General features: G+C 71.2%; 20 protein-coding genes and 1 pseudogene. 14 read left to right on the top strand and 7 right to left on the bottom strand.

The features are described from left to right. Positions 1-66: 66 nt before the first annotated feature. Both allB and AB0I52_RS11750 read left to right on the top strand, forming a co-directional pair. Positions 67-1,410: an allantoinase AllB gene (gene allB, locus AB0I52_RS11755; RefSeq protein WP_363071362.1), complete on the top strand. Its 1,344-nt coding sequence runs from the start codon at positions 67-69 to the stop codon at positions 1,408-1,410. Between the two features lie 121 nt (positions 1,411-1,531). Next, on the top strand, positions 1,532-1,861 hold the full coding sequence (locus AB0I52_RS11750) for a putative quinol monooxygenase (protein ID WP_362957911.1): 330 nt from the start codon (positions 1,532-1,534) through the stop codon (positions 1,859-1,861). 24 nt (positions 1,862-1,885) lie between these two features. Here AB0I52_RS11750 and AB0I52_RS11745 read toward each other — a convergent pair whose 3' ends face one another. The 3 genes and pseudogenes from AB0I52_RS11745 to AB0I52_RS11735 all read right to left on the bottom strand — a co-directional run bounded on the left by AB0I52_RS11745 (position 1,886) and on the right by AB0I52_RS11735 (position 4,571). Next, the gene (locus tag AB0I52_RS11745) at positions 1,886-2,716 is read right to left on the bottom strand and encodes an aldo/keto reductase (protein ID WP_363071359.1); all 831 of its coding nucleotides are present in this window, start codon (positions 2,714-2,716) and stop codon (positions 1,886-1,888) included. 65 nt (positions 2,717-2,781) lie between these two features. Then, positions 2,782-3,539, bottom strand: a pseudogene (locus AB0I52_RS11740) (IS982 family transposase). A 69-nt stretch (positions 3,540-3,608) separates the two neighbouring features. Next, entirely contained in the window at positions 3,609-4,571 is a 963-nt protein-coding gene (locus AB0I52_RS11735) for a zinc-binding dehydrogenase (RefSeq protein WP_363071543.1), read from the bottom strand. A gap of 94 nt (positions 4,572-4,665) precedes the next feature. On the opposite strand from AB0I52_RS11735, the gene AB0I52_RS11730 reads away from it, so the two are divergent. Further along, positions 4,666-5,298 (top strand): helix-turn-helix domain-containing protein, encoded by a 633-nt coding sequence (locus AB0I52_RS11730; RefSeq protein ID WP_356773493.1) that lies wholly within the window; start codon positions 4,666-4,668, stop codon positions 5,296-5,298. A 271-nt stretch (positions 5,299-5,569) separates the two neighbouring features. Here AB0I52_RS11730 and AB0I52_RS11725 read toward each other — a convergent pair whose 3' ends face one another. Next, a complete protein-coding gene (locus tag AB0I52_RS11725) occupies positions 5,570-5,803 on the bottom strand; it encodes a hypothetical protein (RefSeq protein WP_363071357.1) in 234 nt (77 codons plus the stop codon). A 48-nt stretch (positions 5,804-5,851) separates the two neighbouring features. Further along, entirely contained in the window at positions 5,852-6,604 is a 753-nt protein-coding gene (locus AB0I52_RS11720) for an SDR family oxidoreductase (RefSeq protein WP_363071355.1), read from the bottom strand. A 198-nt stretch (positions 6,605-6,802) separates the two neighbouring features. Here AB0I52_RS11720 and AB0I52_RS11715 point away from each other — a divergent pair, with 198 nt between their 5' ends. Both AB0I52_RS11715 and AB0I52_RS11710 read left to right on the top strand, forming a co-directional pair. Further along, positions 6,803-7,426: a dihydrofolate reductase family protein gene (locus AB0I52_RS11715; protein ID WP_363071353.1), complete on the top strand. Its 624-nt coding sequence runs from the start codon at positions 6,803-6,805 to the stop codon at positions 7,424-7,426. Between the two features lie 172 nt (positions 7,427-7,598). Continuing rightward, the gene (locus tag AB0I52_RS11710; protein WP_363071351.1) at positions 7,599-8,522 is read left to right on the top strand and encodes a DMT family transporter; all 924 of its coding nucleotides are present in this window, start codon (positions 7,599-7,601) and stop codon (positions 8,520-8,522) included. A gap of 25 nt (positions 8,523-8,547) precedes the next feature. Here AB0I52_RS11710 and AB0I52_RS11705 read toward each other — a convergent pair whose 3' ends face one another. Beyond that, complete coding sequence (locus AB0I52_RS11705; RefSeq protein ID WP_363071349.1) at positions 8,548-8,751, bottom strand: hypothetical protein; 204 nt, start codon at positions 8,749-8,751, stop codon at positions 8,548-8,550. A 146-nt stretch (positions 8,752-8,897) separates the two neighbouring features. Here AB0I52_RS11705 and AB0I52_RS11700 point away from each other — a divergent pair, with 146 nt between their 5' ends. From AB0I52_RS11700 to AB0I52_RS11680, 5 genes are all read left to right on the top strand, one after another. Then, positions 8,898-10,115 (top strand): histidine kinase, encoded by a 1,218-nt coding sequence (locus AB0I52_RS11700; protein ID WP_363071347.1) that lies wholly within the window; start codon positions 8,898-8,900, stop codon positions 10,113-10,115. Then, a complete protein-coding gene (locus AB0I52_RS11695; RefSeq protein ID WP_363071345.1) occupies positions 10,112-10,834 on the top strand; it encodes a response regulator transcription factor in 723 nt (240 codons plus the stop codon). The genes AB0I52_RS11700 and AB0I52_RS11695 overlap by 4 nt, the downstream gene beginning before the upstream one ends. A gap of 88 nt (positions 10,835-10,922) precedes the next feature. Further along, the gene (locus AB0I52_RS11690) at positions 10,923-12,101 is read left to right on the top strand and encodes a cytochrome P450 (protein ID WP_363071343.1); all 1,179 of its coding nucleotides are present in this window, start codon (positions 10,923-10,925) and stop codon (positions 12,099-12,101) included. 16 nt (positions 12,102-12,117) lie between these two features. After that, a complete protein-coding gene (locus AB0I52_RS11685; protein ID WP_363071341.1) occupies positions 12,118-12,537 on the top strand; it encodes a PaaI family thioesterase in 420 nt (139 codons plus the stop codon). 11 nt (positions 12,538-12,548) lie between these two features. Further along, positions 12,549-13,745 carry a cytochrome P450 gene (locus AB0I52_RS11680; RefSeq protein WP_363071339.1) on the top strand — a complete coding sequence of 399 codons (1,197 nt, stop codon included), beginning with the start codon at positions 12,549-12,551 and terminating at the stop codon, positions 13,743-13,745. A 63-nt stretch (positions 13,746-13,808) separates the two neighbouring features. On the opposite strand, the gene AB0I52_RS11675 is transcribed toward AB0I52_RS11680, so the two are convergent. Further along, on the bottom strand, positions 13,809-14,813 hold the full coding sequence (locus AB0I52_RS11675) for a Gfo/Idh/MocA family oxidoreductase (protein WP_363071337.1): 1,005 nt from the start codon (positions 14,811-14,813) through the stop codon (positions 13,809-13,811). A 418-nt stretch (positions 14,814-15,231) separates the two neighbouring features. On the opposite strand from AB0I52_RS11675, the gene AB0I52_RS11670 reads away from it, so the two are divergent. The 4 genes from AB0I52_RS11670 to AB0I52_RS11655 all read left to right on the top strand — a co-directional run bounded on the left by AB0I52_RS11670 (position 15,232) and on the right by AB0I52_RS11655 (position 19,412). Then, a complete protein-coding gene (locus tag AB0I52_RS11670; RefSeq protein ID WP_363071335.1) occupies positions 15,232-16,215 on the top strand; it encodes a sugar ABC transporter substrate-binding protein in 984 nt (327 codons plus the stop codon). Then, positions 16,212-17,264 carry an ABC transporter permease gene (locus AB0I52_RS11665; RefSeq protein ID WP_363071333.1) on the top strand — a complete coding sequence of 351 codons (1,053 nt, stop codon included), beginning with the start codon at positions 16,212-16,214 and terminating at the stop codon, positions 17,262-17,264. Before AB0I52_RS11670 ends, AB0I52_RS11665 begins: the two co-directional genes overlap by 4 nt. Continuing rightward, positions 17,261-18,124: an ATP-binding cassette domain-containing protein gene (locus tag AB0I52_RS11660; RefSeq protein ID WP_363071331.1), complete on the top strand. Its 864-nt coding sequence runs from the start codon at positions 17,261-17,263 to the stop codon at positions 18,122-18,124. Before AB0I52_RS11665 ends, AB0I52_RS11660 begins: the two co-directional genes overlap by 4 nt. A gap of 124 nt (positions 18,125-18,248) precedes the next feature. After that, positions 18,249-19,412, top strand: a complete 1,164-nt coding sequence (locus AB0I52_RS11655) for an ROK family glucokinase (RefSeq protein ID WP_363071329.1) — start codon at positions 18,249-18,251, stop codon at positions 19,410-19,412. The last annotated feature ends 3 nt before the right edge of the window (positions 19,413-19,415 follow it).

Here is a 19,415-nt window from a genome sequence, read left to right as displayed (position 1 = left end):
ACGGGCCGCTTTCACGAGTGAAGACTCCCTCAACAGTTCGTTGAATTTCCGAGGTGGGGAGCACGGGTGTCCGGTACGGACGTGAAGCTGGTACTGCGCTCGACGCGCGTCGTCACCCCTGACGGGACGCGGCCCGCGGTGGTCGCCGTCGCCGGCGGGAAGATCGACGCCGTCCTGGCGTACGACGCGGAGGTGCCCGCGGGTGCCCGGCTGGAGGACTTCGGCGACGACGTCCTGCTGCCCGGCCTGGTGGACACCCACGTCCATGTGAACGACCCCGGCCGCACCGAGTGGGAGGGTTTCCACACCGCCACCCGGGCCGCCGCGGCCGGCGGGATCACCACGCTGCTCGACATGCCGCTCAACTCCCTCCCGCCGACCACCACCGTCGAGCACCTGCGCGTCAAGCAGCGGGTGGCGGCCCCCAAGGCGCACATCGACACCGGCTTCTGGGGCGGCGCGATCCCGTCCAACGTCAAGGACCTGCGCCCGCTGTACGAGGCCGGGGTCTTCGGCTTCAAGTGCTTCCTGTCGCCCTCCGGTGTGGAGGAGTTCCCCGAGCTGGACCAGGAGCAGCTGGCCCGGTCGATGGCGGAGATCGCCGGTTTCGGCGGGCTCCTGATCGTGCACGCCGAGGACCCGCACCATCTGGCGTCCGCGCCGCAGCGCGGCGGCCCCGCCTACGCCGACTTCCTCGCCTCCCGGCCGCGCGACGCCGAGAACACCGCGATCGAGGGGCTGATCGCCCACGCCAGGCGGCTGAACGCCCGCGTCCACGTGCTGCACCTGTCCTCCAGCGACGCACTGCCGCTGATCGCCGCCGCCAAGCGTGAGGGCGTACGCGTCACGGTCGAGTCCTGCCCGCACTTCCTCACCCTCACCGCCGAGGAGGTCCCGGACGGCGCGACCGAGTTCAAGTGCTGCCCGCCCATCCGTGAGGCGGCCAACCAGGACGCGCTGTGGGCGGGGCTCGCGGACGGCACCATCGACTGCATCGTCTCCGACCACTCGCCCTGCACCACCGACCTCAAGACGCCCGACTTCGCCTCCGCGTGGGGCGGCATCTCCTCCCTCCAGCTCGGACTGCCCGCCATCTGGACCGAGGCCCGCAGGCGCGGCCACTCGCTCGACGACGTCGCCCGCTGGATGTCGGCGGCACCCGCCGAACTGGCCGGGCTGCGCGCCAAGGGTGCGATCGAGGCCGGCCGCGACGCCGACTTCGCCGTCCTCGCACCCGACGCCACCTTCACCGTCGACCCGGCCGGGCTGTTCCACCGCAACCAGGTCACCGCCTACGCCGGCCGGACCCTGCACGGTGTCGTCAGGTCCACCTGGCTGCGCGGCGAACGGATCGCGTCGGACGGCATCCTGGCCGAGCCCACCGGCCGCCTCCTCGAAAGGAACCGCTGACGGGCAACTCGGCGGACTGGACGACTGAACCGGACCCCTCCGGCACCTGTCCGTATTCGGGGGATACGGTATGGATGTGGGACCCTGCCCGGGTTGCCGCACATCCCGAGCAGGAGTTGTCATGATCTTCATCGCCGTCAGGTTCACCGTCCGCAGCGCGGACCGCGACAAGTGGCTCCCGGCCGTCGAGGACTTCACAGTCGCCACCCGGCAGGAGCCGGGCAACGTGTTCTTCGACTGGTCGCACAGCGTCGAGAACCCGGACCAGTTCGTGCTGCTGGAGGCGTTCGCGTCCGCCGAGGCGGGTGCGGCCCATGTGAAGTCCGAGCACTTCGCAGCGGCCATGGACCGGATGGCGGACCTGGTGGCGCAGACGCCCGAGATCATCAACGTCGAGGTGCCGGGCGAGGGCTGGTCCCGGATGGCGGAGCTTCAGCCGCGCACCCGCTGAGCGTGCCGCCCGCCGCGGCGTCGCTCAGAACTCCTCGTGCGTCTCGGGGTCCCCGCCGAACCGCTCCCGCGGTCCCGACGAGATGCGGGCCAGTTCGTCCGCCGTCAGCTCGAAGCCGAAGAGGTCCAGGTTCTCGCGCTGCCGTCCCGGGTCGGCGGACTTCGGGATCGGTACGGCCCCGAGCTGGGTGTGCCAGCGCAGCACCGCCTGCCCCGGCGTCACGCCGTGAGCCCCGGCGACGGCGACGAGCCCGGGATCGGCCAGCAGATCGCGGCCCCGGCCCAGCGGGCTCCAGCTCTCCGTGACGATGCCCTTGGCGGCGTGCACGGCCCGCAGCTCCTCCTGCGGCAGCCGCGGATGCATCTCGATCTGGTTGACGGCGGGCAGCACCCCGGTCTCCCGTTCCAGCCGGCCGAGGTGGTCCGCGGTGAAGTTGGACACCCCGATCGACCGTACGAGGCCCTCCTCGCGGAGCCTGATCATCGCCTTCCAGGTGTCCACGTACAGATCGACGCGGGGCAGCGGCCAGTGGATGAGGTAGAGGTCCACATAGGAGAGGCCGAGGTTGCGGCGGGACTCCTCGAACGAGGCCAGCGTCTTCTCGTACCCCTGGTGGCGGCCCGGCACCTTGGTGGTGACGAAGACGTCGGCCCTGGGCACACCGCTGCGGGCGATCCCGCGCCCGGTGCCGGTCTCGTTGCCGTAGTTCAGGGCGGTGTCGACGAGCCGGTAGCCGAGCCCCAGGGCCCCGGCGACGGCCTGTTCCGCCGCGTCGTCGTCCAGTGGCCAGGTGCCGAGCCCGACCGCGGGAACGGTACGGCCGTCGTTCAGGTCGTGCACCGGGGTCTCGGACATGATCTTTCCTCTCGCCGACGGTGGCCTGCCCTGCCCGGCCAGCCTAGATGATCTATTCCAAGGGGTTAGTGGTCGTAGGCGGTCAGTGAGCGTAGGACGGGCTGTCCGGTGTGGTCGTTGTGCCAGATCGCGGCGGTGAGCGCGAGGATGCGCTGCATGACGCGGGCGATGACACCGCCGGGTGTGCGCCCTCGGTGCTGTTCGAGATCGAGGTGGCCCTTGAAGGTCTCGTTGACCGACTCGATGACCTGCCGCAACGGCCTGAACAGGGGTGCTCCGGGCCGTTCCGGCTCGCCTTTGCGGGCCGGCCGCAGCAGCCGGATGTCCTGCTCGGCCAGTTCGTGTTCGAAGCCCCGGCCGAAGTAGTTCTTGTCTCCGATCGGCTGTGGCTGGCGCAGTAGCCGTACTCGGCCCATCCGGCCAGGTCGGTACGTTTGACGGTCTCGCGGGAGCGGCCGCATTCCACTGGCGTGGAGTCCACGATCCACACGTCGTCGCTCCACACGGAGGTGTCGGCGGCCAGCAGTCGGGTGACGCGCCGCAGCAGACCGGCGGCCATTCGCAGCCGCTTGTTGTAGCCGGGCTGCTTGGGCAGGTACGGGAACAGATGTCGCAGGTGGGAGCGGGCGTGCCGGAGCCACCTGGCCTCGGAGGTGAAGCCGAGCATGGCCTGCATCATCGCCAGGGTCACCAGCTCGGCGTCGCTGAGCTGCGGCGCAATGCCCACGGCCGGCCGCCATGGCCCGAACTGCGGCGAACCCTTCAGCAGATCATCGGTCTTCGCGTAGAGCGCGGTCGCGAGGGAGTCCAACTCTGTCTTCACGCACCGACATTGGACTCCCTCGCGTCGACTGAGCAGGGGTCGTGGCAATCCCGGCGTGGATACCTTCGACTACGGTGTCAGCACGATCCTGCCGAAGACCTCGCCCGCGTCCATTTTCTGGTGCGCCAGCACGGCTGCGTCCAGTGGCAGCACCTCGTGCACCACTGTTTCGATCTCGCCCCGGCTCGCTGCGGCGAACTGCTCGCTCCGCACGGCACGCCGTTCGGCTGCGGTGACGGTGGCTGCGCTGAAAGCGGCGAAGGACATCGACTTCTGGAACGCGGCCATGACCTTCGTGCCGAAGTCCGCCGGTGGCTGGCCTGCGACAGCGCCCACGGCCACCATGCGGCCGTTCGGGTTGAGCCGGTCGAAGAACGACGGCATGTCCTTGCCGGCCACCACGTCGATGATGACGTCATAGCCTGCGGGAGATGGTTCCCCTCCGTCGCCGGAGCGGTCCAGCACGTGGGTCGCGCCGAGGCGTCGCAGTTGCTCGCCGCGCTCGGCCGAGGAGGTGGTGACCGCCACTGCGGCGGCGGCGCCGCGAGCGGCGAGTTGCACTGTCATGATCCCGATGCTGCCGGCCGCACCACGCACCAGGACCGTCTCCCCGGGAGCGAAGTGGGCGTGGCGGAGCCCGAAGTGGGCCACCACACCGGAGCTGCCGAGTGTCACCGCGTCGACTGCGGACAGGTTCACGGGCAGGGGAACGATCTCCTCGACCGGCGCGAGGGCCTGTTCGACGTAGCCTCCGCCGGTGCCGGTGAAGGCCCACACCCGCCCGCCGATCCACGACGCGTCGACGCCGTCGCCGACCGCGGTCACGGTGCCCGCCACCTCGCTGCCCGGGATGTGGCCCTCCTTGAAGCCGTAGGCGGCCAGAGCCCCGCTTCTGATCACGGTGTCGACACCACCGACGCCCACCGCCTCGGTGGCTATCAGTACCTGCCCGGCAGCAGGTGCGGGTACCGGCAGGCCGACAACAGCCAGACCGTCAGGACTTCCGAACGTCTGGATCGAGATTGCCTTCAATGTGGTCTCCAGGTTCTCGGACAGCTCAAGCACGAGAGCTTCTGCGTCTCGGACGGTAACGGACGCCCCCGTCCGTTTAGGTAAAGTGAGAGTGGTGACCGACCGTTTGCCTCATACGTTGCGTTCCGACGCGCTGGACAACCGCGAACGCATCCTCGACGCGGCCCGAGCGCTGTTCTCCACCGATGGCCTGGACGTGCCGATGCGGGAGGTCGCGCGGCGTGCCGGGGTGGGACCTGCCACCTTGTACCGTCGCTTCCCGACCAAGCAGATGCTGGTCGCCGAGGCCTTCGCGGACCAGCTGAATGCATGTCGCGCCATTGTCGACGAGGGGTGCGCCGATCCTGATCCGTGGCGTGGCCTGTGCCTGGTGATCGAGAGGATCTGTGAGCTGCACGCACGGGATCGGGGCTTCACCGAAGCCTTCCTGTCGACCTACCCGGAGGTGAAGGATGTCGCCGCAGGCCGTGAGTACACGGTGAAAGCAGTCGCCGAACTGGCTCAGCGAGCCAAGGAAGCGGGGCACCTGCGGTCCGACTTCGTCCTGGACGACCTGATTCTCATACTCATGGCCAACAAGGGGATCCACGCCACATCGACCGCCAGCCAGGTCAAGGCCTCCCGACGCTTCGCAGGGTTGGTGATCCAGGCGTTCGAAGCCTGCCCTCAGCACGCACCACTACCACCAGCGGCACGGCTGGCATCCGCAGCACCGGACAGCACCTGACCGTGGGCGAGCGGTATTTACGCTCGACGCACGAACCACTGAACCCCTTGGAATAGATCATCTAGGCCGGGCAGGGGCGAGGGGCAGTGCGGGGAGAGCCCGGCCGGCTTACGACCTGGTGCACGATAGTGAGCGGGCTCCCGACACCCTGCGACTCCGCCTCCGGCGTTGTCGTCGGTCAACGACGCTCCGCGTCGATTCCCTCCTCCGCCTTGGATCCGAAGCCGCATGACGCCGCTCGCTGATCCGCTCCCCATCGCGCACCAGGTCGTTACTTCCCCTGGCCCGCCTCGCGGTGCAACTGGGCGATGACCTCGTCCACCCGGCTCCGCTCGTATCCGCGGCGGACCAGCTCGAAGCCCACGGCATCGGCCGGCGGGGAGCCGCTGCGGAGCCGGGTGATGTAGGCGTCGACCTGATCGCGGTCATATCCGCGCCGGGCGATGCTGAATCCGAACTCCTCGTGCAGCGGTGGTTCGTACTTCCAGCGTGACGCGCCGAACATGGCTGCCCCCTCCGGACGGAAATAGTCCGCCCCACTCTGCCATGCACCTCAGGCGGTGTGGCCACCGTCCACCAGGATCTCCGTGCCGGTGATGTACGCGGCCTCGTCCCCGGCCAAGTAGGCGATGAGCGCGGCCACTTCACCGGCCGTGCCGAACCGGTCCAGTGCGGTCGCGGCGCGCTGCCCGGCGGCGAACGGGCCGTCGGCCGGGTTGAGGTCGGTGTCCACCGGTCCGGGCTGGACCAGGTTGACGGTGATCCCGCGCGGGCCGAGCTCACGGGCGAGCGGCTTGGTGAGTCCCGAGAGCGCCGACTTGCTCATGGCGTAGAGCGTGCCGCCCGGCCCGCCCGCGAACCGGCTCAGGGCCGTCCCGAGGGAGATGACGCGGCCGCCGCGCTCCATCACCCCGGCCGCCGCCCGGCAGGCCAGGAAGACGGCCCGCACGTTGACGGCGAGCACTCGGTCGACATCGGCGGTGGTGAGGGTGTGGATGGGGCCGAGAACGCCGATACCCGCGTTGTTGACCAGGACGTCGAGCCTGCCGAAGGTCTCCGCCGTCCGGTGCACCGCCGCAGGTGCGGCCTCCGGGTCGGCCGAGTCGGCGCGCAGGGCGACCGCGCGGCGGCCGCACGCCTCGATCTTCCGCACGGTCTCCCGGGCGGCGGCTTCGTCCCGGGCGTCGGTCAGTGCCACGTCGGCGCCGTCCTGGGCGAGCCGCAGGGCGGTCGCCGCACCGATGCCGCGGCTGCCGCCGGTGACGAGAGCGACTCGGTTCGAGCCGGTGCTGCTGGTGTCGTTCATCAGGGGTCCTGTCCGTTGCCGTCGGTGTCGCCGGTTGGCCGGCAACGACGAGGAAAGCGCTTCGGCGGACCGGACACCGGCGGTAAACGGACGCCCACTCCGCTACGGCGGCCGGGGGCCGGCCGATGAGTTGCGGCCGACGCGGGGGTCAGAACAGATGGAAGCGGAATCCGCGGCCATTCCCGAAGGAGCAGGATCATGGCGAAGCTGACCCTCATCACCTTTCTGACGCTGGACGGCGTCATGCAGGCCCCCGGCGCCCCCGGGGAGGACCCGAGCGGAGGGTTCGAGTACGGCGGCTGGCAGGCCCCGGTCATGGACGAGGGCCTGGGGCGGTTCATCACGGAGGTGTTCGACCGCTCGGCGGCCTTCCTGCTGGGCAGGCGTACCTACGAGATCTTCGCGGGGTACTGGCCGCGGATCACCGACCCCGGCGACCCGATCGCCAACCGGCTCAACCGGTATCCCAAGTACGTCGTCTCGACCACGCTGGAGAAGGCCGACTGGGAGAACACCACCGTGATCTCCGCCGATGCCGCCGCGGAGGTCGCCCGGATCAAGGAGCGCACGCAAGGGGGCGAGCTCCAGATCTGGGGCAGTGGCGTGCTCGCCCGGTCCCTGATGGCGCACGGCCTGATCGACGAGTACAACCTGCTCGTCCACCCGGTCGTGCTCGGCGCCGGCAGGCGGCTGTTCACGGACGGCGGACCGCCGACCGCCTTCGAGCTGACCGGTTCCCGGATGACCCCCAACGGCATCGCGATCAACACCTACCGGCCCACCGGGCCGGCCTCGTTCGGCTCCGTCCCGGACGGTACGTGAGCGGCCGGCGCGGTCAAACCGGACGGAACGCCCCGGGCCGGCCGGGCCGGGCGGCTGCCGTCGGGCCGGTCCCGGGGCTCGCCATCGCGGGAGGGCGGCCGGTACCGTGACCGTTCCGCGTGCGAGCCAGTGAGGTCTCCACATCATTCCGGTGGAGAACCAGGAGATCCGGGTGTCCTCAGTCGCCGTACCCGCACTCGCGCCGCCGCGCCGGGCGTGGCTCACCGATCTGCCCGTCCTGCTGGTCGCGGTGGTCTGGGGTTCCAGCTACCTGGCCGCGAAGGGCATCACCACGGCGCAGACCGTCATCGCCGTGCTCGTGCTCAGATTCGCCGTCGTGCTGCCCGTCCTGGTGGTCGCCGGACGGCGCCGGCTGCTGGCGCTGAGCGCGGCCCAGTGGCGCGGCGCGGGGCTGCTGGGCCTGGTGCTCAGCGGGATCTTCCTGGTGGAGACGTACGGCATCGTGCACACCTCGGCGACCAACGCCGGGCTCATCATCAGCCTCACCATGATCTTCACTCCGCTCGCCGAGGCCGCCGTGACCCGCGTCCGGCCGACCGGGACCTTTCTCGCCGCCGCCGCGCTCTCCGTGGCCGGCGTGGTGCTGCTGACCCAGGGCGGCGGGTTCACCAGCCCGTCGGCGGGCGATCTGCTGATGCTCGTCGCCGCCCTCGCCCGCACCCTCCACGTACTGCTGATGGCGCGCATCAGGTCCGTCCGGTCGGCGGACTCGCTGTCGCTGACGACCGTCCAGCTCGGCAGTGCGGTCGCCGTCTTCGCGCTGCTGGCCGCCGTCCCCGGAACCGGCGAGTCGCCGTGGTCGGTCGCCGCCGGATTCGGTGTCCGTGAGTGGGGCGGGCTGCTCTTCCTGTCGGTCTTCTGCACGCTCTTCGCGTTCTTCGTGCAGATGTGGTCCGTACGCCGCACCTCGCCGTCCCGGGTCAGCCTGCTGCTCGGCACGGAACCCCTCTGGGCCGCCGCCGTAGGCATCGCGATCGGCGGTGAACGCCTCGGCGTCCTCGGAGCGGCGGGCGCGGTCCTGGTGCTGGCGGGTACGGCCTGGGGCCGCCGCAGCGTGGCCGCGACCTCGCCCTGACCGCGCCGCCCCGGCGCGCAGGTGCCTACTCCTTGATCGCGTCCGACGCGATCATGACGGCGATCCCCGTCACCACCAGCACGATGCTGACGAACAGTGAGTACCCGCCGACGAACGGCAGCCGCTGCACCAGACCGAAGAGATGGAACCAGCCGAACCATGCGTGGAGCAGCCCCGCGGCACCCTGGGCGAAGACCAGGAAGCCGACCGTCTCGCAGAGTTTCTTCATGGCAGCGAGCCTGGCGGGCCGGACACCGCCGCCGCGTCGGCCGGTTGTCTGCGCCGGTCCGCCGAAAGTCTTCCCTTCCGCGACTTTGGTCGCCTCCCCGGCCCTGACCGCCGGAAGCCGCGAATCCACTGCGTAGCTTTGTCGATATGACGCGTACGGAGTACCCCTGGCTGCTGCCCTCGGCGATGGCCGACCCCGAGCTGCCCGGCGACCGGGACGCCCGTTCGCGCCGTACCGTCCGCGACTGGATCGTCGACATCACGGCGTTCCTCTGCGCGGCGGGCCTCGGGCTGGCGACCGTCGCCGCGATCGAGGCGGACCCCACCACATCCGAGAGTGTCGTCCTTCTCGACTCGCTGGTCGGCGCCGCCGCCTGCTGCGCCCTGTGGCTCCGGCGCCGGTGGCCGGTCGGCCTCGCGGGGGCGATGACGGCGCTGTCCGTCGTGGAGCCCGTCGCGGCCGGGGCGCTGCTGGTGTCCCTGTTCAGCGTGGCCGTGCACCGGCCGTTCCGCCCCGTCGCACTCGTCGGCGCGGGCGCCCTGGCCGTCGCCATCGTTCAGCCCTACCTGCGCCCCGACCCGGACACCTCGTTCATGGCGTCCGCGATCATCGGCGTCCTGCTGATCCTGCTGGTGCTCAGCTGGGGCATGGTCGTACGGTCCAGGCGCCAGCTCGTCGTCACCCTGCGCGAGCGCGCCCGGCGCGCCGAGACCGAGGCCGGACTCCGCGCCGAACAGGCCCAGCGGCTGGCCCGTGAGGACATCGCCCGCGAGATGCACGACGTCCTCGCCCACCGGCTGACCCTGCTCAGCGTCCACGCCGGAGCCCTGGAATTCCGGCCCGACGCGCGCCCGGCCGAGGTGGCCCGCGCCGCCGGAGTCATCCGGGACAGCGCACACGAGGCGCTCCAGGACCTCCGCGAGATCATCGGGGTGCTGCGCAGCCCCCGCGACAGCGAGGGCGACCGGCCGCAGCCCACCCTCGCCACGCTGGACGCCCTGATCGCCGAATCCCGCCTGGCCGGGATGAAGGTCACCTTCGACAACCACCTCGCCGACCCGGCCGCGGCGCCCGCCGCCACCGGCCGCACCGTGTACCGCATCGCCCAGGAGGGCCTGACCAACGCCCGGAAGCACGCACCGGGCGCCGAGGTCACCGTCACGGTCAGCGGCGGCCCCGGTCGGGGCATCACCGTCGAGGTGCGCAACCCGGCCCCCACCGAACCCTGCGAGCAGGTGCCCGGATCCGGCCAGGGACTCATCGGCCTCACCGAACGGGCCACCCTCGCCGGGGGCCGTCTCGACCACGGACCGGAGCCGGGCGGTGGGTTCGGGGTCCGGGCCTGGCTACCGTGGCCGTCATGACCAACCCGACTCCCACCGTTCCCGCGACCCGGCCCGTCCGGCTGCTCATCGTCGACGACGACCCGCTCGTACGGGCCGGGCTCACCCTGATGCTCGGCGGCGCCGACGACATCGACATCGTGGGGGAGGGCGCCGACGGCAGCGAGGCGGCCGGACTCGTCGAACGGCTCCGGCCGGACGTGGTCCTGATGGACATCCGGATGCCGGTCATGGACGGACTGACCGCCACCGAAGTGCTGCGCGGCCGTCCGGACGCACCCGAGATCATCGTCCTGACCACGTTCCACGCCGACGAACAGGTGCTGCGCGCGATCCGTGCCGGGGCGGCCGGTTTCGTACTCAAGGACACGCCGCCCGCGCAGATCGTCGACTCGGTGCGTCGCGTGGCGGCCGGTGACCCGGTCCTGTCGCCGGCGGTCACCCGCCAGCTCATGGCCCGCGCCGCCGGCCCCGGCAGGGAGGAGAGGGCGGACCGCGTGCAACGGGCCCGCAGGCTGCTCGCGTTGCTCGCCGACCGGGAACGCGAGGTGGCCGTCGCCGTCGGGCACGGCCGCTCCAACGCCGAGATCGCCGCGGCGCTCTACCTGAGCGTGGCCACCGTGAAGACCCAGGTGTCGCGGATTCTCGCCAAGTTCGACTTCAACAACCGCGTCCAGATCGCCCTGCTGGTCCACGACGCGGGCCTGCTGGACGACGGCGGCGGACACGGCCTGTCCTGAACCCTTCGTCGGGACCGGGCCCGGCGGCATACGCTGAACCGGCCGGTCCTGGCGGCCGGCCAACGATCAGACCGGGAGGGGCGGGCCCATGTCCGATGTCGACACAGATCTCCGCGGGGTCGTGGACTTCACCGCGAATCCGTACCCGTACTACGCGAAGATGCGTGCCGCGGGCCCGGTGCACACGGTCCGCACCGACGACTTCGACCGGGTGTGGCTCGTCGTCGGGTACGACGAGGGGCGCGCCGTCCTGGCCGACCAGCGGTTCGCCAAGGACTGGCGGACGCTGCCCGGCCAGACGGGTACGGGCGACCCGATCAACGCCAACATGCTGGAGATGGACGCACCCGACCACACCCGGCTGCGCAAGCTGGTCGCGCGGGAGTTCACCGCGCGCCGGATCGAGGCGCTGCGGCCCCGCGTGCAGCAGATCACCGACGGACTGCTCGACGCGATGCACCCCGCCGGGCAGGCGGATCTCATCGACGCCCTCGCCTTCCCGCTGCCCATGACCGTCATCTGCGAACTCATCGGCGTGCCCGACCTGGACCGGGACGCCTTTCGCAAGCTGTCGAACAGTGTGGTCTCACCGGCCGGCGCGCAGGAGGAGGGCGACGCGGTCCGCGCCATGGTCGCCTACCTCACCGAGCTGATCGAGGACAAGCGCCGCTCGCCGGGCGACGACCTGCTGAGCGCCCTGATCGCCGCGCGGGACGAGGAAGGCGACGCGCTGTCGCCCGACGAACTGGTCGGCATGGCCTTCCTGTTGCTCGTCGCGGGCCATGAGACGACGGTCAACCTGATCTCCAACGGGGTGCGGGCCCTGCTCGATCACCCGGATCAACTGGCCGCCCTGCGTGCCGACTTCGGGCTGATCGACGGAGCCGTCGAGGAGATGCTCCGCTACGACGGGCCGGTGGAGACCGCCACCTTCCGGTTCGCCCGGGAGGCCGTCACGATCGGCTCCGCCGCCATCGCGGCCGGTGATCCGGTCCTGGTCGCCCTGGCGGGCGGCGGCCGCGACCCCGGCCGCTACCCGGACCCGGACCGCTTCGACATCCGCCGCGACGCGCAGGGGCACCTGGCCTTCGGTCACGGGATGCACTTCTGCATGGGCGCGCCGCTGGCCCGGATGGAGGGCCGCATCGCGATCCGGTCGCTGCTGGAGCGGTGCCCCGGACTCGTACTCGATCCGGAGGCCCGGGAGCCGGACTGGCTGCCCGGCATGCTGATCCGCGGGGTACGACGGCTCCCCGTGCGCTGGTGAGACAGAGAGGAACGTCATGACCGTACTCGACCTGGAGACGGCGCAGAAGGTGCTCGACAGCCAGCCGTTCAGCGGCCTCGTCGGCGCACGGATCACCGAGTTCGGCGGTGGCGCGGCCACGCTGGAGATCGACGGCCGCGAGGAACTCCAGCAGCAGAACGGGTTCCTGCACGGCGGGGTGCTCGCCTACGCCGCCGACAACGCGCTCACCTTCGCCGCCGGAACGACACTCGGCCCGGCCGTGCTGACCGGCGGCTTCTCGATCCAGTACCTGCGGCCCGCCACCGGCACCGCACTCGTCGCGCGGGCGGCCGTCGTCCACACGGGCCGGCGGCAGGCGGTGGCGCGCTGTGATCTGTTCGCCGTGGGCGAGGACGGCACCGAGAGCCTCTGCGCGGTCGCCCAGGGCACCGTGCTGAGCGCCGCGGCATCCTGAAGGAGCCTGACATGACGACTGAAGCGATGGTCGACCTCGGGGCGCTCGGTGAGCGGTACGTCCGCGATCCGTACCCCGTGTACGCGGAGTTACGGGCCCGCGGCCCCGTCCACCGGATCCGCATCCCGGAGGGCACACCCGGCTGGCTCGTCGTCGGGTACGAGGAGGGCCGCGCCGCGCTCGCGGACCAGCGGCTCTCCAAGCAGTGGAGCAGTGCCTCGCCCGCCCTCGGCGTGAGCCAGGTCGCCGCGGGGACGTCCATGCTCAGCACGGACGCACCCGTGCACACCCGGCTGCGCAAGCTGGTCGCCCGGGAGTTCACCCAGCACCGGATGCGGCAACTCGTCCCGCGTGTACAGCGGATGACGGACGAGCTGCTCGACACGATGCTGGCGGGGCCCGGCCGCGGCGCCGATCTCGTCGAGTCGCTGGCGTTCCCGCTGCCGATGTCCGTCATCTGCGAACTGCTCGGGGTGCCCTTCCTGGACCGTCGGGCCTTCCGGGCCTGGTCCAACATCGCCGTGTCCTCCATCGACGCCGCGGAGCGCCGGGCGGCGACCGCCGAGATGTCCGGCTTTCTGGCCGGGCTCCTCGACGACAAGCGCGAACAGCCCGGCGACGACCTGATGAGCGCGCTGATCCACACGGCCGACGAGGAGGGCGACCGGCTCTCCGCCGAGGAACTGATGGGCATGGCCTGGCTGTTGCTCGTCGCCGGCCACGAGACCACGGTGAACCTCATCTCCAACGGGGTGCTCGCCCTGCTCACCCACCCGGAGCAGCTCGCAGCGCTGCGGGCGGACCCCGCGCTCATCGACAACGCGGTGGAGGAGACGCTCCGTTACGCGGGCCCGGTCGAGACACCCACCTACCGCTTCACCACCTGTCCGCTCGACATCGGCGGCACGGTGATCCCGGGCGGCGGCGAGCTGGTCCTGATCGCGATGGCCGACGCCAACCGCGACCCGGACCGCTACCCGGACGCGGACCGGTTCGACATCACCAGGGACGCCCGGGGACACGTCGCCTTCGGGCACGGAATCCACTACTGCCTGGGTGCGCCGCTGGCCCGCATCGAGGCGGCGGTGGCGATCGGATCGCTGCTGGAGCGCTGCCCGGGGCTGGCACTGGACGCGGCTTTGGACACGCTGACCTGGCGTACGGGGATGCTCATACGGGGCCCTGAGGGACTGCCGGTCAGGTGGTGAGGGCCCGCCGGCCGTCGCCCGCCCTCAGGCCCGGGTGAGCGCTCCCGGCCCTCGCGCCCGCCCTCAGGCCCCGGGGATCTCCGACAGCTCCACCGGCCGGCGTTCCCGGCGCGAGACCTCGCACGCCTCCGCGACCCGCAGGGCGTGCAGGGCCTCCCGGCCGTCGCACGGATTGGCCGCCTCGCCCCGCACCAGCCGGACGAAAGCGTCGAGTTCGGCCTCGTACGCCGGGGCGAAGCGCTCCAGGAACCCCGGCCAGGGCTTGGCCGGGGCGGCGGGGCCCTGCGGCTCGGCGGAGGTGAGCGGGGTGCGGTCGTCCAGGCCGACCGCGATCTGGTCCAGCTCACCGGCGAGCTCCATCCGCACGTCGTACCCGGCGCCGTTGCAGCGGGTCGCAGTCGCCGTGACGAGGGTGCCGTCGTCGAGGGTCAGCAGCGCGGCCGCGGTGTCCACGTCGCCGGCCTCGCGGAACATCGGCGGCCCGCCGTCCGAGCCGGTGGCGTACACCCGCCTCACCTCACGGCCCGTCACCCAGCGCACCATGTCGAAGTCATGGATCAGGCAGTCCCGGTACAGCCCGCCGGAGAGCGGCAGATAAGCCGCGGGCGGCGGCGCCGGATCGGAGGTCACCGTCCGCACGGTGTGCAGCCGGCCGAGCTCCCCGCCGCGCACGGCGGCGCGCGCCGCCGTGTACCCCGCGTCGAACCGGCGCATGAACCCCAGCTGGAGCACGCTCCCCGCCTCCTGTGTCACGCGCAGCGCGTCCAGCGTGCCCGCCAGGTCGAGGGCGACGGGCTTCTCGCAGAACGCGGGCAGCCCGGCCCGCGCGGCCCGGCCGATCAGCTCGGCGTGCGCGGCGGTGGCCGAGGCGATCACCACGGCGTCCACGCCCGCGCCGAACACCTCCGTGGCGGAGCCGACCGCGCCCGCTCCGGTCCGGTGCGCGACCTCGGCCGCGCGGGCGGGGTCGGTGTCCGTCACCACCAGGGCGTCCACCGAGGGGTGGCGGGACAGCACGCCCGCGTGGAAGGAGCCGATCCGGCCGGTGCCGATGAGTCCGATGCGCATGGACCCAACGTGCCGGTCACCGGCAACGCTGTCAACTATATGTCCTGACAAAGCCGGTTCTGTGTCGGGGCATGGCCCGCGGCCGCGACCGGCGAATCGCGCACCCACGCCGCCGGCCCCCGCGTCACTTCTTCGATTTCCGCCTCCCCGTACGGTGACAGCGCCCCGCGACTTCCGTACGGTGTCGGAGGCTTCCCGGCTTCTCGTACGGTGACGACGGCGGCACGCGGCCGCCCCGGCGCCGCACGCGCCCCGACCCGACACCCGCGCCACGCCCTGCCGGGCGACGGCGGCGACGGCTCGGGGATACTTGCCCAGCCGGACCGGGACCGTACGGGCCCCGGCTCCACCAGCAGCACAATGAGCAGCACGAGAAGGGCACGGAGTCGTGGCAAGGGTTCGGACAGGGGTACGTGCGATGGGTGCCGTGCTTGCGGCGGTGCTCGGGGCCTCCCTCATGGGATGCAGCAGCACCGGCGGCAAGCGGGCGGAGGACCGGGCGGCGCAGGCCGCCGCCGAGGGCCGGTCCGCGGTGAACACGCCCCGCTGGACCTTCGCCATGGTCACCCACTCGGGCGACGGCGACACCTTCTGGGACATCGTCCAGAAGGGCGCCAAGATGGCGGCCGGCAAGGACAACATCAACTTCCTGTACTCGCACAACGACGAGGCGCAGCAGCAGGCCCAGCTCGTCCAGGCCGCCATCGACAAGAAGGTCGACGGGCTGATCGTCACACTCGCCAAGCCCGACGCCATGAAGGACGTCGTCGCCAAGGCCACCCGGGCCGGCATCCCGGTGATCACGGTGAACTCGGGCTCCGCGGAGTCCAAGCAGTACGGTGCGCTCACCCACATCGGCCAGGACGAGTCCATCGCAGGCGAGGCCGTCGGCGACGAGCTCAACCGGCGCGGCCGCAAGAAGGCCCTGTGCATCCTGCACGAACAGGGCAACGTCGGCCATGAGCAGCGCTGCGCCGGGGCGAAGAAGACCTTCGACGGCCAATTGCAGAACCTGTACGTCGAGGGCACCAACATGCCGGACGTCCAGGCCTCGATCGAGGCGAAGCTCCAGGCCGACAAGGACATCGACGCGGTCGTCACCCTCGGCGCGCCGTTCGCGGACGCCGCCGTCAAGGCGAAGCAGACCGCGGGCAGCAAGGCCGAGATCGACACCTTCGACCTGAACGCCAAGGTCGCCGCCGAGCTCAAGGCCAAGACCCTCGGCTTCGCCGTCGACCAGCAGCCCTACCTCCAGGGGTACGAGGCCGTCGACCTGCTCTGGCTCTACCGCTACAACCGCAACGTCCTCGGCGGCGGCCGGCCGGTCCTCACCGGCCCGCAGATCATCACCTCCAAGGACGCCGCCCAGCTCGCCGAGTACGCCGACCGGGGAACCCGATGACCGCGGCACCCGGGCAGCCCGCCCCCGCCGGGGCCGACGAGCGGCTGCTGCGCACCTCACCGCTGCGCAAGCTGCTCGGCCGCCCCGAGCTCGGCTCGGTCGTCGGCGCCCTGGCCGTCTTCCTCTTCTTCGCGATCATCGCGGACAGCTTCCTGCGCGCCACCAGCTTCGGCACGGTGCTCTACGCGGCCTCCACCATCGGGATCATGGCGGCTCCGGTCGCGCTGCTGATGATCGGCGGCGAGTTCGACCTCTCGGCCGGCGTGATGGTCACCAGCTCGGCACTGGTCTCGTCGATGTTCAGCTATCAGATGACGGCCAACGTCTGGGTCGGCGTCTTCGTGTCGCTGCTGGTCACCCTGGCCTTCGGCGCGTTCAACGGCTTCATGCTGACGCGTACGAAACTGCCCAGCTTCATCATCACGCTCGGCACCTTCCTGATGCTGACCGGTCTGAACCTCGGCTTCACCAAGCTGATCAGCTCAACCGTGTCGACGAAGACCATCGGCAACATGGAGGGCTTCGACTCGGCCCGCAAGCTCTTCGCCTCGTACTGGACCGTCGGCGGTGTCGAGCTCAAGGTGACCATCCTGTGGTGGGCCGTCCTCGTCGCGATCGCGACCTGGATCCTGCTCCGCACCCGCTTCGGCAACTGGATCTACGCCGTCGGCGGCGGCGCCGACGCGGCCCGCGCGGTCGGTGTCCCGGTGATCCGCACGAAGATCGGGCTCTACCTCGGCGTGGCCTTCGCCGCATGGGTCTCCGGGCAGCACCTGCTGTTCAGCTACGACGTGGTCCAGTCCGGCGAGGGCGTCGGCAACGAGCTGATCTACATCATCGCGGCCGTCATCGGCGGCTGCCTGATCACCGGCGGCTACGGTTCCGCGATCGGCTCGGCGATCGGCGCCTGCATCTTCGGCATGACCAGCAAGGGCATCGTGTACGCGGAGTGGAACCCGGACTGGTTCAAATTCTTCCTCGGAGCCATGCTGCTCCTGGCCACCCTGCTCAACGCATGGGTACGCAAGCGCGCGGAGGCGACGAAATGACGGCCCCCCAGGCAGCGAACGGGCCGGCGGACACCGACCGGCGGGCGCTGGTCGAGCTCGACCACGTCAGCAAGTTCTACGGCAACATCAAGGCGCTCCAGGACGTCTCGCTGGAGGTGCGGGCGGGCGAGATCTCCTGCGTGCTCGGCGACAACGGCGCCGGCAAGTCCACCCTCATCAAGATCATCTCTGGGCTGCACCGGCACGACGCCGGGACCTTCCTCATCGACGGCGAGGAGACCACGCTCGCCAACCCGCGCGACGCCCTGAACCGGGGCATCGCCACGGTCTACCAGGATCTCGCCGTCGTCCCCCTGATGCCGGTCTGGCGGAACTTCTTCCTCGGCTCCGAGCCGACGACCGGCGTGGGCCCCTTCAAGCGCCTCGACGTCCGGCTGATGCGCGAGACGACCCGTTCCGCGCTGCTGCGGATGGGGATCGACCTGCGCGACGTCGACCAGCCCATCGGCACCCTGTCCGGCGGCGAGCGCCAGTGCGTGGCCATCGCGCGGGCCGTCCACTTCGGCGCCAAGGTGCTCGTCCTGGACGAGCCGACCGCGGCGCTCGGCGTCAAGCAGTCCGGCGTCGTCCTCAAGTACGTCGCGGCCGCCAGGGACGCTGGACTCGGCGTGGTCCTCATCACGCACAACCCGCACCACGCGTACCTCGTCGGTGACCGCTTCGTGCTGCTCAAGCGGGGTGCCATGGCCGGCAGTCACACCAGGGGCAGCATCACGCTCGACGAGCTCACCCGGCAGATGGCGGGCGGCAGCGAGCTGGAGGAGCTCAGCCACGAGCTGGAGCGCGCCCCCGGCCCGGACCTGCGGGGCGAGGGTCCGGCGAAGGGCGACACCGCGTAGCTCAGCCGCCCGGCCGCCCCGTCCGGCGGCCTCGCCCGCCCGGCAGTGGCAGAATCGGGGCCGACGGGCGCCGTCCGCCGCCGGGATCACCTCGACCCCGGCCACTCCAGACCCCCCAGGGACGATGAGCACGTACCGCGACTTCACACACCGCGGCTCCGCCCGCGCCACCGTCCTGCGGACCGTCGGCACCCGGGAGCGGCGCTCGCACCTCACCGCGCCGCGGGTCCCCACCGTCGGCATCGACATCGGGGGGACGAAGGTGATGGCCGGCGTCGTCGATGCCGACGGCAACATCCTGGAGACCCTGCGCACCGAGACGCCGGACAAGTCCAAGAGCCCCAGGGTCATCGAGGACACCATCGTCGAACTGGTCCTGGACCTCTCCGACCGGCACGACGTGCACGCGGTGGGCATCGGCGCGGCCGGCTGGGTCGACGCGGACCGCTCCAAGGTGCTGTTCGCCCCGCACCTCGCCTGGCGCGACGAACCCCTGCGCGACGCCATCGCCTCCCGGCTGGTCGTCCCGGTCATGGTCGACAACGACGCCAACACCGCCGCCTGGGCCGAATGGCGCTTCGGTGCGGGGCGCGGCGAGGACCACCTCGTCATGATCACCCTCGGTACCGGCATCGGCGGCGCCATCCTTGAGGACGGTCAGGTCAAGCGCGGCAAGTACGGCGTCGCGGGTGAGTTCGGCCACATGCAGGTGGTGCCCGGCGGCCACCGCTGCCCCTGCGGCAACCGCGGCTGCTGGGAGCAGTACAGCTCCGGGAACGCACTCGTCCGGGAGGCCAGGGAGCTGGCCGCGGCGGATTCGCCGGTGGCCCACGGGCTCATCGAGCGGGTCAAGGGCAACATCCCCGACATCACCGGACCGCTCATCACCGAACTGGCCCGCGAGGGCGATGCGATGTGCATCGAGCTCCTCCAGGACATCGGTCAGTGGCTCGGCGTCGGCATCGCGAATCTGGCCGCCGCGCTCGACCCCTCCTGCTTCGTCATCGGAGGCGGCGTCAGCGCCGCCGACGACCTGCTGATCGGACCCGCCAGGGACGCCTTCAAACGCCACCTCACCGGCCGCGGCTACCGCCCCGAGGCGCGGATCGCCAAGGCGCAGCTCGGCCCCGAGGCGGGTATGGTCGGCGCCGCCGACCTCGCCAGACTGGTGGCCCGCAGATTCCGCCGTACCAACCGCCGCCGCGTCGAGCGCTACGAGCGGTACGCGCAGATCTACGACCAGGCGGCGAGCACCATCCGTAATACGCGCAACACCCGCACTTCCTAGGGA

The sequence above is a fragment of the Streptomyces sp. NPDC050423 genome (genome assembly GCF_040655445.1).
Lineage (GTDB): Bacteria > Actinomycetota > Actinomycetes > Streptomycetales > Streptomycetaceae > Streptomyces.
The sequence above is the reverse complement of the archived record's forward strand: the minus strand, read 5'-3'. Positions and strand labels throughout refer to the sequence as shown.